This window comes from Singulisphaera sp. GP187 (genome assembly GCF_900129635.1).
GTDB lineage: Bacteria > Planctomycetota > Planctomycetia > Isosphaerales > Isosphaeraceae > Singulisphaera.
This window is the reverse complement of the sequence record NZ_FSRB01000001.1, coordinates 3111999-3125456: the sequence shown is the minus strand read 5'-3', so window position 1 is coordinate 3125456 and position 13458 is coordinate 3111999. Positions and strand designations below refer to the sequence as shown.

Annotated in this window: 11 protein-coding genes, 1 tRNA gene and 2 pseudogenes; 8 read left to right on the top strand and 6 right to left on the bottom strand. The window is 60.3% G+C overall.

Annotation, left to right across the window (positions count from 1 at the left end; all coding sequences use genetic code 11):
* Nucleotides 1-159: 159 nt before the first annotated feature.
* From BUS42_RS12305 to BUS42_RS12275, 7 genes and pseudogenes are all read left to right on the top strand, one after another.
* Nucleotides 160-244: transfer RNA gene (locus BUS42_RS12305), tRNA-Leu, on the top strand.
* Between the two features lie 105 nt (nt 245-349).
* Nucleotides 350-1675, top strand: a complete 1326-nt coding sequence (gene xerC / locus BUS42_RS12300) for a site-specific integrase (RefSeq protein WP_074307164.1) — start codon at nt 350-352, stop codon at nt 1673-1675.
* An 89-nt stretch (nt 1676-1764) separates the two neighbouring features.
* Nucleotides 1765-3214: pseudogene (gene tnpC, locus BUS42_RS41885) on the top strand (IS66 family transposase).
* Between the two features lie 94 nt (nt 3215-3308).
* Nucleotides 3309-3896: a DUF4357 domain-containing protein gene (locus tag BUS42_RS12290; protein WP_143206311.1), complete on the top strand. Its 588-nt coding sequence runs from the start codon at nt 3309-3311 to the stop codon at nt 3894-3896.
* A gap of 318 nt (nt 3897-4214) precedes the next feature.
* Complete coding sequence (locus tag BUS42_RS12285) at nt 4215-4544, top strand: hypothetical protein (protein ID WP_074307162.1); 330 nt, start codon at nt 4215-4217, stop codon at nt 4542-4544.
* A 185-nt stretch (nt 4545-4729) separates the two neighbouring features.
* Nucleotides 4730-5194 carry a hypothetical protein gene (locus tag BUS42_RS12280; protein ID WP_074307161.1) on the top strand — a complete coding sequence of 155 codons (465 nt, stop codon included), beginning with the start codon at nt 4730-4732 and terminating at the stop codon, nt 5192-5194.
* Between the two features lie 2 nt (nt 5195-5196).
* Nucleotides 5197-5745, top strand: a complete 549-nt coding sequence (locus BUS42_RS12275; RefSeq protein WP_074307160.1) for a hypothetical protein — start codon at nt 5197-5199, stop codon at nt 5743-5745.
* A gap of 419 nt (nt 5746-6164) precedes the next feature.
* On the opposite strand, the pseudogene BUS42_RS12265 reads toward BUS42_RS12275, so the two are convergent.
* The 4 genes and pseudogenes from BUS42_RS12265 to BUS42_RS42685 form a co-directional block, all read right to left on the bottom strand.
* A pseudogene (locus BUS42_RS12265) lies at nt 6165-7053 on the bottom strand (phosphorothioated DNA-binding restriction endonuclease).
* A 71-nt stretch (nt 7054-7124) separates the two neighbouring features.
* On the bottom strand, nt 7125-7820 hold the full coding sequence (locus tag BUS42_RS12260; RefSeq protein ID WP_074307158.1) for a hypothetical protein: 696 nt from the start codon (nt 7818-7820) through the stop codon (nt 7125-7127).
* A 38-nt stretch (nt 7821-7858) separates the two neighbouring features.
* A complete protein-coding gene (locus BUS42_RS12255; RefSeq protein ID WP_159452218.1) occupies nt 7859-8893 on the bottom strand; it encodes a carbohydrate kinase family protein in 1035 nt (344 codons plus the stop codon).
* A gap of 86 nt (nt 8894-8979) precedes the next feature.
* Nucleotides 8980-9249 carry a hypothetical protein gene (locus BUS42_RS42685; protein ID WP_143206310.1) on the bottom strand — a complete coding sequence of 90 codons (270 nt, stop codon included), beginning with the start codon at nt 9247-9249 and terminating at the stop codon, nt 8980-8982.
* Between the two features lie 390 nt (nt 9250-9639).
* Here BUS42_RS42685 and BUS42_RS12245 point away from each other — a divergent pair, with 390 nt between their 5' ends.
* A complete protein-coding gene (locus BUS42_RS12245; protein ID WP_074306086.1) occupies nt 9640-10893 on the top strand; it encodes an IS630 family transposase in 1254 nt (417 codons plus the stop codon).
* A 48-nt stretch (nt 10894-10941) separates the two neighbouring features.
* Here the strand turns inward: BUS42_RS12245 and BUS42_RS12240 are convergent, their stop codons facing one another.
* Nucleotides 10942-11511, bottom strand: a complete 570-nt coding sequence (locus tag BUS42_RS12240; protein ID WP_074307155.1) for a hypothetical protein — start codon at nt 11509-11511, stop codon at nt 10942-10944.
* Nucleotides 11511-13445: a hypothetical protein gene (locus BUS42_RS12235; RefSeq protein WP_074307154.1), complete on the bottom strand. Its 1935-nt coding sequence runs from the start codon at nt 13443-13445 to the stop codon at nt 11511-11513. The genes BUS42_RS12240 and BUS42_RS12235 overlap by 1 nt, the downstream gene beginning before the upstream one ends.
* Nucleotides 13446-13458 lie beyond the last annotated feature (13 nt).

Sequence of the window (13458 nt, the reverse complement as noted above, 5' to 3'; positions counted from 1 at the left end):
AATTCATTGATTCGAGGGATGGCGCTTGCTCGCCGAGTTCCCTGGCACAACGGCACAATTCCTGAGAGACGGGACTCCTTCGTTGTGGTAAGTTGACAAGGAACGCGTGGAAGGGGAGAGATTCGTCGTCAAGACGATCGCTCGATCCACCACCAACGAGCCGGCGTGGCGGAATGGCAGACGCAGAGGACTTAAAATCCTCAGGGGGGTAACCCCCGTGCCGGTTCAAGTCCGGCCGCCGGTATTGACTTGCGACGATTGCCAGGCGGCGTTACCATAGGTTTGGTAACGATTTGGTAACGGACCGGGCGTCGGGTTGGAGTGGCATTGCCCCCTTGAAGGAGGGCCAATGGCCGCGATCCAGGAACGAAACGGCAGCTACCGCGTGCTCTTCCGCCGCCACGGGAAGCAGCACGCCTTCAAGCTGGGCCGAGTCGGCGAGGCCGAGGCGAAGGCCAAGGCTGATCAGGTTGATTATCTCTTGATGCGACTCGATCAGGGCTTGCTCACCCTCCCCCCGGGTGTGGACATCGTCGAGTTCGTCCGCCACGACGGCACCATCCCCGTTACCAACGGCGAGCCCGTGGTAGCACGAAACGCCCCCACGCTGGCCTCCCTCCGCGACCGCTATCTCGAAACCCACGGCAACGGGTCGCTGGAGCACCACACGCTCCGGGGCATCAACCGCCATTTCAAGCACCTCGTGAGGCTCCTCGGGGACGGCTTCCCGATCCGGGAATTGTCACTGGGCGATCTGCAAGGTTACGTGGACAAGCGGGCGAAGGCGAAGGGCAGGAGGGGGCTGCTCAACCCGGTCACGATCAAGAAGGAAATCGTCACCCTCCGCACCGCCTGGAACTGGGGCGTGCGGATGAAGATCGTCGCGGGAAGGTATCCCTACGATGGCCTGCGGTATCCCAAGAGCGATGAAAAGCCGCCGTTCATGACCAGGACAGAGATCGAGCGTCAACTTCCCGGCCTCACCGAGGAGAAGGCGGGCGAGCTCTACGAATCGCTCTATCTTACGCGGGTGGAAATCGCCAGCCTGCTCGCATACATCCGCGACCACGCGGCCCATCCCTGGATTCATCCGATGGCGGCGACCGCCTGTCACACCGGGGCCAGGAAAGGCGAAATGCTCAGGATGAAGATCGGTGACGTGGACTTCGCCGCCGGGGTCGTCATCGTGAGAGAAAAGAAGCGTGCCCATGACCGCCGGACCACGCGGCGAATCCCACTTTCCACCGAGCTGGCGGAAATCCTCAAGCAATGGCTGGAAGTTCACCCCGGCGGGTCGCTGCTGTTCGCCCATGCCGAGCATGTCGAGCACAGCAAGAAGCGAAGCCTGACAACCGGGCATCAGTCGAAAGGCAGGCTGGGGTCAAAGGCCGCGAGGCAGGCGACGGTTTCCGAACGCGAAAAGCCAGGGCTCCTCCCCCTAACCGAGGATGAATGTCACTGGCATTTCAAGCAGACCCTGAAGGTTTCGGAGTGGGGAGTTATCCGGGGGCTCCACGTCTGCCGTCACAGCTTCATCAGCGCCTGTGCGGCGGAGGGCATCGATCAACGGTTTATCGATGAATGGGCTGGTCATTCGACGGAAGAACAGCGGCGGCGGTATCGGCACCTTGTCCCCAGCCTTCAGAACGATAAGCTGAAGAGCGTGTTCGGCTGATGAGGTTTCCCATGCATCTGCCTGGTGAAGAAAGTAGCCGTTCACAGTCTGGGATTGAAAGTTGCCGATGACGGCACTATACCTTGATCATGACGAGTTCGCTGCCCATCCCCGATGAACTCTGGTCCCAGGTGCCGCCCGAAGCTCAGGCGGCCCTCGCAGCCTTGTTTCTCGGGATGTAGCAGCGGATTCACGACCTCGAAATTCGAGCCACCGACCTCGAGGCCAGACTCAAGCTCAACTCCACCAACTCGCACAAGCCCCCCTCGTTCGACTTCATCGGAGCCAAGCGAAAGCCACCGGCTCCTCCCACCGGCAAGAAACGCGGCGGTCAGCCCAAACATCGCAAGGCCTACCGCGCTTTGGCCCCCCCGAGAACGTTCGCGAGACCTTCATCTGTAAGCCGACCACCTACCGATGATGTGGTCATGGCCTCCTCGGCGAGGATCCCACGCCGCTGTTCCATCAGGTCGCCGAACTGCCCAGGGTCGTACCGATTGTCGATGAGTATCGGCTCCATCGCCTGGCCTGCCCCGACTGCGGGGAGACGATCTGCGGGACTTTACCACCGGGTGTCCCCCGCGGTAGTTTCGGGCCGTATTTGCAGGCGGTACTTGCCGTGTTTTCGGGAGCCTACCGGCTGAGCAAGCGGCAGATCCAGCAACTCTCCGCCGACCTCTTCGGGCTGTCGATCTCCATCGGGATGATCTCCAAGCTGGAGCGTCGCAGTGCCGCAATCCTGGAAACCCCGTATCACGAACTGGCGGTCTCGGTCCCCTCCGCTGAGGCGGCGAACATCGACGAGACCTCGTGGCGGAAAGACCGGATCAAGGTCTGGCTGTGGGTGACCGTGACGCGACTCGCCACTGTCTTCACGATCGCCTGACACCGCTCGCGCGAGGTGGCCGAAGCGTTGTCGGGGGGGCGATCCGGATCAGGTGGTCGGCCGCGATCGGTTCAGTGCCTACGCGTGGATCGCGGCCCGGTGGCGGCAGATTTGTTGGGCTCATCTGCGCCGCGATTTTCAGGCGATGATCGATCGTGAGGGCGATGGGAAACCGATCGGTGAAAGGTTGTTGAAGCAGTCGCATCAGCTGTCCCACCACTGGCATCGGGTGCGTGACGGGACTCTGGATTGGGAAACGTTCGGCGCCGAGATGGTTCGGCTGTGTCGTGAGGTTTATCAAGCCTTATAAGACGGGTCGAAGTGCGGGGGCGCCAAGACCTCGGCGACGTGCGTTGAGATCCTCAATGTGGAAGAGGGGCTGTGGACGTTTGCGCGGGTGCCGGGGATCGAACCGACGAACAACGCGGCGGAGCGCGCTGCGATTTGCGGTGATCTGGCGCCGGATCAGTGGAGGGACGGATAGCGAGCAAGGCAGCCGTTTCGTGGAGCGGACCCGGAGCGTGGTCGCGACTTGCCTTCAGCAAGGACGCAACGTGCTGGATTGCCTGACCTTGTTCTTCGAGGCCGAGCATCGAGGACAACCGATCCCCTCGCTCCTGCCGACCTGCCAGCCAGAAACCAATGCCGTTTGATTGATTTCACCTCTCCCACCCTGTGAACGGCTACGACTTTTGGACCCGCACCGTCGTCATCACCAGCAAAGACGAAAACTTAACCAAGGCGCACGTGAGGTGTCTGGAAAGCCGCCTTCTCCAGATTGCTGCCCAAGCCAATCGCGCAGTGCTCGCCAACGGCACCGCCCCGCCGCTCCCGTCCCTGCCTGAACCAGACGTCGCGGACATGGAATACTTTCTCGGACAGCTCCGGCTCGTTCTGCCCGTGTTAGGATTCAACTTTATCCAGTCGCGGCCAGAGACAGGAATTGAGGCGTCCACCGCTCCCCACGGCGCTTCGTCCCCGGTCATCGTGATGAACCCGGTCGGTACAATCGCTCGCGCCAAGGAGATCGACAGCCAGTTCATCGTGTTGAAGGGCTCGACGGCCCGGAAGAAGGGTACACCCTCCTGGACCAGCTACAAGTTACTCCGTGATCAACTCATTGAGGATGGAAAACTTGCTGACGATGTTAACCCGTCACTCTTCGTGTTCACCGAGGACACCGAGTTCAACAGCCCCAGTGCGGCCGCAGCCGTCGTCGTCGGAACCAACCAGCGTGGTCCACTTGTCTGGCGAACCCAAGATGGCGTCATGACCTACAGAGACTGGCAGTTGGCGAAGCTCAAGCAGGCAGGAGTGAAGCTCCCCGGGGTATGAGACTCGTAAGCCCCGTTACGCAATGCGTGGAGTCCGAACGGAATCCCTACGAAAAGTATCGACAAACCACACGGTCGCGAGTTTAGGCCACGACTCGATGGTTTACCTCCGGTCCAGGGAACGGCGGAAGTCGCGAGCGAGACGATTGAGTCGTCATCCTGCTCATCAAGGAGCCGTCATCGATGATCGTTGGCTGAGGACGCTGTTACGGAACGAGCACCTCCTTCGAAGGATGCTGGGGCGGATTACGAGGAGTCGATCGATTCTGCTTTCAGGATCCGATGGCGGGGTTTTTAAGAACACTGGCATGAGAACATCATGAACGAACCAGCCATCCGTGAGCCGGAAGAAATCCGCAAAGCCTGTTCCCGCAAGCTCCGGCCGGTCCCGGTCAGCCCTCACTTCGAGGCCATCCTCGGCTGCCTGCTCTGTGAAGATTGGACTGTGCCCCGTTTGGTCGAGATGGTCATCACGCCGGACAGTCACTTGCTCGGTCGGTGCGAAGGCGAAGCTTCTTTCAAAACCTTTCTGGGCGCATCGGAAGACCTCCTGCGAAACATCCACGGGGTCGCCTCGGTCGCCGAACTCGACGGGGACGAGATCGGCTACCTGGTGGCGAAGGTGGTCGAGATCAAGCGGCAGAAGTAGCGAGATCGAACCTGAGAGTGCGGTCGAACGTTCGCGCTTCAGGACAGGAAGGATTCCACGACCTAATGTAAGCTATGGTCACGCTTGCCACCGTTTCGGAATCAGCATGACCCGTTCCCGGCCGTTGCAAAGGCGAGGTTGCCTTTCGCCACGACCCCACTCCGCACTCAATTTGGAGACGATCGATGCCGATCGTACTGCTCGCTGCTTGGGCCTCGTTCGCCGGCTACGGACTCTGGATCGCTTCGATCAAACGGAGGTCCCCCCTGGAGGGGATGCTACTCGGGTTGCTCCTCGGCCCCGTAGGCTGTCTCGTCGAGGCGAGCCGGCGTGAACGGTCGGCCGAGGAAGTCGAAGAGGAACAGATTCGCCACCAGGAGGAGGCCGAATCGAGGCTTCAGGAGGCGAAGGCGCGATCGGCCGACCTCGAAGTCGAGAACGCCCGGAGGCGACGGAAGGCCGAGGCCCTTGCCGAGGCTTCGAGGATCAGGCGAGCCGAATCGTTGGCCCGCTTCTCCGACTGGTTCGATCGGGTCATCCTGAAGTTCGGCTGGTATCAAGCACTTCCGGAGACGGCCCAACCCATCGTTGTAGGGCTGTTGATCGCCTCGCCGCTTGTCCTGGTCATCGTCGCTTTATTCAAAGGTTGAAGATGAATAAGAAGCTGATTCCGCCGCTGGTCGGCACGGTGCTCTCCTCCGTGCTCCTGCTCGCAGCGGGGATCGAGGGCACGGGCCGGGTCCGGCTCGATCCTCGAAATATCGATCTCAACAACAAGCTCGCCTCGTGTCCGTCGCACGAAATCGTCGGTGGCGATCTCCGGGTCGGCTACACGCCCACCGGCAACATCGTCTTCGACGTGCGGGCTTGCAAGGGCGATGCTCGCTTGATCGACTCGCTCCATCTCCTGATGCAGTTCGCCGCGAAGATCAAGCACTCGAAGTTCGACCACCTCTTGCTCGCGGGGGGCGGCGAAGAGGTCTACCGGCTTCCCAAGTCCGACCTCGACGAGCTGGCTGAGCAGTATGAGCTGGGAGCACGCATCTGGGCCTTCGACCACTGGCCCGAGCGGTTGCTCAAGCCAACGGGTGAGCGAGCCTTCGAGAGCTGGTCGGGCGGATTCCTGGGCGTGGCGTCTGCCCAGATGAAAGATCTCAGCGAAGCATTGAAGGCCTGGCTCGAGAAGGCGGCGACCACCTGACCCGGGCTGATGTGCGGCTCCGAACCGCACGCGACTCCGGCGAAAACAGGACGAGATCCGTGCATGGCGACGTCGGGCGGGCCACGATCGGGTTGTTCGCCGAGCGGATAGGCCAACGCCGCTCCAACCCATACTGCCGGATCGCGACCAGCGGGTCTCGTTTCGATCCGCCGAAGGCCGGTAACGTCGTTTTCGAGGCTTGGAACGTTGATGTGATCCGTGCCACGACCGGCTCGACGAAGGAACTCTCTTCCCAGATTCGATTCGATCCGATCCGATCCGCATCGAATTGACCGGACGGCATGTGAAATCCGAAGGTACTCCCTTCGTGCTCGGCAAATCGCACCAAGACTCGACCGTGCATGACGCCACGGCGTTCTCATCCATCCCGGTGAATTGCCCTCCTGGCACATCGACGATTAGTCACAATGTCGCGCCTCCCCCTTGAACACCTCCCGACCATGCCATTCGAGGTGATGCGGCTCCGGTTTCCAGTCGGGACGCTGCGGATCCCGGACCGGCCTCCCGTGATGTGCCATCAGGGCTTCCTGAAAGCCGGTCGTGCCGTTCGCCTGGTCGGAGACGAGCAGGATGCCCTCGCGGACGGTGAAGGCCCCGAGGTCGAACGTCTTGTGGTGCAGGACACAGAGGGAAAACCCGTTGTCTTCGGTCTCCGGACCGCCGGCCTGATGCCATCGGATATGGGCCGCATCCAGTGCGATGGACACCGAGCCGAGCCGCACGTCGAAGCCGCAGACGGCGCAGCGATACTCGTAGGCCTTGAGCACCCGCTGGCGGAAGGCCGGGTCGCGCTTGCGGCGGGTGACGGTCGTGGTCGTCTCCAGCGTCAGGCCGACCGCGCGGAGGATGTCCCGGTGCAGAGACTCAGGGAAGTGCCGCTCGAGGATCCGCCTGGCGATGGCGGCAACTAGACGGGGATCGGTGGAAAGAGCCGCCTGGACGTCAGGAGAGAATTCGGCCCGGACGTCGCGTGCCCGAAGCTCGCCGATGCGGGGGATGTCGCCGCCGGTCATGAGAGCCAGCCCAGACGGGGCGTGGACCGTCCATACGCCGTCGCGCTGGAGGTGCCAGAAGGGCCGTTCGGGATGGTCCGACTTCCGCGGCGCTCCGAATTCGCGCATCAGAGCGGTGAGGTCGGGCTCCGTCTGCCGGAATGCGACAACGGACTGGCCGCGCTGCCAGCGGCCGAGGGCATAGAGGATGAGCAGCGGCTTGTGCGTCGCGTTGGCCGCCCTGCTTCCAGATACTGAGGTCATTGAAGCGTTCGAGTATTGCGGCGTCCGACATCGTGCCTCCCGTCCCAGTCAGATTAACCGACATGCTGGGATCTGGCAACTTCAGGTGGATCATACTCTAAGTTAATCATCCATAGAAGCATTCAGCGTATCGGTGAGTTCGACGAAATTGTGATCGTATTTGGCCACGATTGCATTGACGAAAGCCTTGTTCTCCAGACTGCATTCGTTCCTGAGTTGCTCGACAAACTCAGGCCTAGAGATAGCTTCCCTCATGAGGGCAACGTTCGCCACGTACTTGTCCAATCCGGCAATACAGTAGAGCGAGAGGTTGAAGAATTCGACGAAAGGAACATTGTCAATGGTATAAGCAGGACGGCTCATGTCCTTCCACACGGCTTTGTACAGCCCATTCAGCGTAGCGAGATGCTTCCTGCTGATATCCCCGAGTTTCTTCTTGCTGAGATTGTGTGCGAACTCATTGCGTATGTTCCTGACACAATGGCATGTGGATGTTAATGCGATCGGTACGAGATTCAAGGCTTCGAGAAGCCTGATCTTCGATGAGAAGCCGAAAACGGACAGCTCGAGCAACCTGCCGTACTTCGGCAGAAAAATAGAGAGGATTTTGTCAATTCGATTCTCGACTACCAGCGCAGTAGTAATCGCCCTAAGACGTTCATCGGGGAGGCTTTCTGCCCAGGATTGCATCAATTCCGTGGATTCCGTGCTCATCTCTTCCGGAAGGAAAGGCTCATTGAAGAGGCTATCGCCCTTCTTCCCAGAATAAAGCTCATTGATGTCTAATGGACGATCCACAGAACAGGCCCCCTTCAGGTTTCGTCGGCTGTCATCCCTCAGTGCGATGTCGAACCGTCCGTACCCGTAACCGACTTTCCGATGTCAGCCTCTTCGCAAGCGGGGCAAAGTCCCCCGACAAAGGTGTTGCCCCTTCCACGGAAAGCGACACTGTCGCTCACGAGGCCGCTCCCTCCTTCGAAGATGTGGGAAACCTGCTGAAGGAACGTTTCACGATCGATGGCGTACATGCCGCCCCGTGCACCCTCGAATCCGCAATTCCAAGCGGCAAGGGCCTGCCCGTAGCGAATGGAGGACTCGAGCTCGTCCTTCTTCAATTCGATAAATCCTGCGGCTCCGGAGTGACCGCAGCAATCAATAATACCTGCGGTGCACCAATCCCCAGAGCCCGCCGTGTCTCGGACGACGTCCACTCTGAAAGCTTCCATTCTGATCCACTCGCCGCTACGTCCGTTTCTCAGGACTTTGCGATAGCGGAGCCCCGCCTCACCGAGAGTTTCGATCTGCAGGAGTGGGCTACGTGCCACGTTGACCTCCGGCAGCTCGCGGAGCCGTTCGTGAGAGTACTTCACGATGTGCGCGGTTTCCCACGCCTGGCGAAAGTGGAGCGCGTTTCCGACACTGGACGGCTCGAAAACGACAAGGCCGCCTCGATCGGCGCAGGACTTCGCGAGGATGATACTGGCCGGCGTGGCACGATCGAAGAAAAAGACCTGGACTGGCCCACTCTTCTGAGCGATCTCTTCCGCAACCGAGGAGAGAACGGACTTAAAGCCGGGGAATTGAATTCCGCAGTCGGGGCACCGCCATGAAAAGGAATGCCTAGGGATGTCGCCGGAGCCCCGGGTGATCCTCTCGAAGATCACAGGGGTGCTGCCGTCACGGGCGACGCTAACAAACTCGCCAGAGACGCCCCACTCCTTCAGATCCAAGAGAATACGGTCGGCAGCGTTCCCGGTACGGAGACGAGCGACAGGCTTGGCTTCCCAACCGAGGTACGCCAAGGCAATGAGAACATTGCCACATGTTCCGCCCGCCCATTGCTTTTGTGGTTCGCCGCTGACGTCGCTCATCACGATGTCGAGGGCCAGGAGGCCAGCGCCGAGAACGACCCCGCAAGGCTCAATCGGCTCGTGGACTGGCTGGTGAATCGTTGGTTTCATGATTCGGTTCCATCCGAATGAGTGGGCAATCCGTACGCCTCGCCGTGCAGCCAAATGTGTACCAGATCGCCTCGCGGGGCCCTCTGAACGTTGAGGACGGCGGGGGCGGCGCTGTATGCAAGCGACTCGACGAGCACCACGGCGAAGTCACGCTCCAGGGCAGCCATTAGCATCCCGAGAGCGAGCGCCTTACTTCCGACAGGTGAGAGGATGATCTGAGAGCCGCCCATTTCCTTGAATACCCGCTTCCTCGCGTCATCGATCACCAAGATCGTTCGATACAGGTCGACAGGGCTCTTCTCATGCGCGTAGACGAGATCTCGAGCATCGACCTGCCAGGATGACTCGAATAGGTCACCGTAATCTTCGATCAGTCTATCCGGGAAGCGAGGCGGCGTCGCCGGGAAGGGCAGGATCGGGCAGACGGCATGCGGCTCGACGAATTTGTGAACCAACTCCAGGACGGCACGCTTGCCCTGCCCAAGCTGGGGAATCCAGAGCTTAGCCGCGTTCGCGCACTCGTGGAGCCTCCACGTCCCCTGAAAACCATGCGGCGAACTAGACCGACTTTTCGTATTCGATAGCCCAAGGGGTTGACGAACACCCCAAAATTACCTGGATGGACTAACTTACCAGCCACCAGGAGTTCACACGTCATGCCGGGCCAGGCGGCCAAGATCACCATTACCGAGTGCCAGCAGGAAATCCTTCGGACTTTGTCCCGTGCCACCACGGCACCCTCGCGACTCCGGCAACGCGCCTCGATCATCCTGATGGGCTTCGACGGCCTTCGCAATCAAGAGATCGCCGAGGCGGTCGGTCTGGTCCACCGCCAGGTCGGACGCTGGCGACGACGCTGGGCCAACGCTTGGGAGAAACTGATCAACATCGAATGCTGCGAGACTCGCGCCAAACTGCGCCATGCGATTGAAGCCGTCCTCACCGACGAACCACGCCCCGGCGCCCCCAGCAAGTTCACCCCAGAGCAGGTCACCCAGATCTTGGCGATCGCTTGTGAGCCGCCTGAGAAGTCGGGCCGACCGATCACCCACTGGACCGCTCGGGAACTGGCCGATGAGGTCGTCAAACGCGGCATTGTGGTATCGATCTCATCGTCCCAGGTGAGCCGTTACCTGGATGAGGCCGCCTTGCAGCCCCACAAGAGCCGGTATTGGCTCAACACCACGGAGAAGGATCCTCAACGTTTTGAGGAGCAAGTCAAGACGGTCTGTGACACGTACCTCATGGCGTCGGAGCGGGAGCGGAACGATGCGACCCACACCGTTTGCATTGATGAGATGACCGGTCTCCAGGCGCTGGAGCGGATCGCTCCCACCAAGGGGATGATCGCAGAGAAGTGCGAACGGATCGAGTTTGAGTATATCCGACACGGGACGTTATGCCTGATCGGCAACTTCGAAGTAACGACCGGAAAGATGCTCACTCAAACGATTGGCCCGACGCGAACCGAGGCGGACTTCGTCCGTCACATCGAGCAGACGTTGACTCTGGACCCGGAGGGATCGTGGGTATTTATAGCGGACAACTTGAACATTCATTGCACGGAAAGCCTGGTGAATCAGATTGCCGTGGCGTGTGAAATCCCCCTGGAATTGGGCAAAAAAGGTAAACGTGGGGTGCTGAAGTCGGTGGCGAGCCGGCAAGCGTTCTTGTCGGACACAAGTCATCGGATTCGATTTGTATATCTTCCGAAGCACAGCTCGTGGCTGAACCAGATCGAGGTGATCTTCGGAGTGATCATGCGAAAGGTGATTCGTCGCGGTTCGTTCACGTCGGTGAATGATCTGCAATCAAAGCTGTTGAACTTCCTTACCTATTTCAACAAGGTATTCGCGAAGCCGTTTCGCTGGACCTACACGGGTCGTCCGCTGATGAAGTCAGCGGCGTAAAAACAGAGAAGATGGGAGGCCCCGGGATGTTGGCCTCTTCATTAGCCTTCAAAAACGAAAAGTCGGTCTAGGCTGGCCACAGTTCGTCGATTCGATGGCCCCATCGGTCGCGGGGTTGTCCAGGACGACTAGGTGGATGTTCATCGTTGAGCGTCGGCTCAACTCGTAGCAGTATTTCGTAATAGAGAAACAGATCCCGGCGGACAAGGCGCTGCAATCGATCACGAGATCGGTCAAGCCCTGGATCGAGAGTCGATTCCGCAGAAGATTGATGACCCTCCGACTGCCGACCGGAGCGTTGTCTACCGCATCAAAGATATCGAATTTCTCGATAAGCGCGCCGGGAATGAGTTCGCGTAGCCTTCGGTCATTTTCCTCCGCCGACGCGACGAGATTGCCATGAGGCGAGGGGCGCTCCTCTCGCAAAAAGAGCCCCCGAATTCGTCCAGCTGCAACCTGCGAAAGCGATTCGGCGACCTTCGCTGAGCGGGGATCGAAGCCGGCACCGGCGATGAGCCCGATCTGGCGATGAGGGGCCTTGAAGAAGTCGTCGATGAACCCTTCGGCCGCTGATGCCCGATGGCTCACGCAATGGTCCCATCTGAGGTTCCGCTTCATTAGGAAACCTCCTTCGTGAATTTACCGAGCTGTTCGGCCGTGCCCTCGATGAATCCGCCCCGCTTCAGCGTCAACCCATACTTCAGCAGGCCGACCCCGCCAAGCTCCAGTAGGCACCATTCCTTGTTCTTGCAGGAGTGGTTCGGCACTAGGGTGATGGCGTTGTAGGCGACCGCGAATTGCAGGGTCCGCGCGGTCTCCGGCGCGGTCGCGGCGAGAGTGTCGAACTCGGACTGATGGATGCCGAATGCGTTGGCGATCACCGCCCCGTTAGGCTCCATCGACTTCTTGAGGCATAGGTCGGCGATGCTCTTGACCACCCGCCTCACGGAACTTACCTGCGGATAGTCCCACTTGTCCATGATCCAAGCACCTCGTTCTCTGAGGAGCTTGTGCTGCATCGATGGCGTGAGCGAAGGAGCCTTCGAGCGGGCAAGTTGGGTGGCGACCGCCTCGACCAAGTCCGCCGACAGTCGCAGGAATAGCTCCGCATTCTCGGAGCTTGCATCGCAGAGGTTGTCGATCCCGAAGTAGTAAGGGTGGTCAAAGTCCCGGAAGAGTTGGAAGACCGCAGCCTCATAGACGGACGAGTTGGCGGCCACCGTGATCGAAGCCTCGGGCTCTTCGCCCTCGTCCCCGAAAAGGCTGGGACTCGATCGGCGGCGACGTACCCCGAACCGGTGCATCATGACGTGCGTCATTCCGAGAACAACGTCACGAGGCACGGGCGTCTTGTCCCCCCAGAACTCGCCGACCTGCTTCTCGAAATTCTCTCGCTGGGCTGCGGGAATCCGAAGGCGCTTTTGAGTGGCCGACACCCGATCTTCGAGTTCCCTGAGCTTGCCGGGGGTCAAACCAACTTCATCCTCCCGGAGCAGATTTCCGAGCACCGTCAGTCCCTTCTCGTTCAAGAGGGGCATGCGGCGGAGGTAACGCGTTGCCATGTCCTTCGCGAGGGCCCGGAATCGCTCCCGCTGCTTCCTGCGCCGCCCCGAACTCTGTAGGAGAATCGGCTCCGTATCGCGGCCGGAGGTCACTCCTGCGTATTCAGTCGGATCGGAGCGGTCCGCGATAGCCGCAGCGAGTGCCTCCTCGGGCAGGAGAACGTCGAATCTCGCGATGATCCATCTCGCGATCCTCAGCTCGCGTCTGACGAGGAAATGCTCGAAGGCCCGGAATTGCTCGGGGTGGAGGACGTGGGCGTCGTCGAAGATTGCGAGGGGGACGAGATCGCGGTAGATCGTCTCCGAGCCTTGCGTGATAGGCACCCGAATTCGGTCGATGTGATCGAAGGGCTTGTACGCTTCGCCTACCTCATCGAGGAGCGAAGCTTCCGGCGGGGCGACGAGCGCCGTCATCACCTTGTAAATCCGGTTCTCTACCTCTGCGGCGCGACGGAGCACGCTCTCCCCGGCGACTCCCCCGATCGTGTCCAAGACGGCCTGAGACTCCGGCCTAGTCACGAGCTGGACCTGATCGGGCGTGATCCCGGAGGCGCCGCGTAAATGCCGGAACCACCCTAGGACAGTCCTCGCTTGCAGCAGCGAGGCCATCAGGGTCGTCTTCACCTCATTGGAGTAAGGAAACTCCCAGAAATCCCGATAGTCGCTCTCCATCGGGAGGCGGCAACCCAGCACGAAAGGCTGCTCATCCCGGATGGCTCGGCACGCACTCAGAGCCGCAAACAGATCCTTGTGGCCGGTGAAGCTCTGATTCCTGAGTAACGTCTGGAGCGTGGGATATTCGAAGAGGCGGGCGAGCGTGGTCTTGCCGCTACCTGGCGTACCCCGAAGCTGCACAAGCCGGTCGTACAATGCCCCGTTGCTGCCCGGCGTTTGGAGGTAGAAGCTCACGGGCTCCGGGCTCACGATCGCCAGGAACGCCTCGTCGTCGCGCAAAAACTCAGTCGCTCGGCGAAGGAAGGGGTTTTCCACGGGGCCTTCTCCT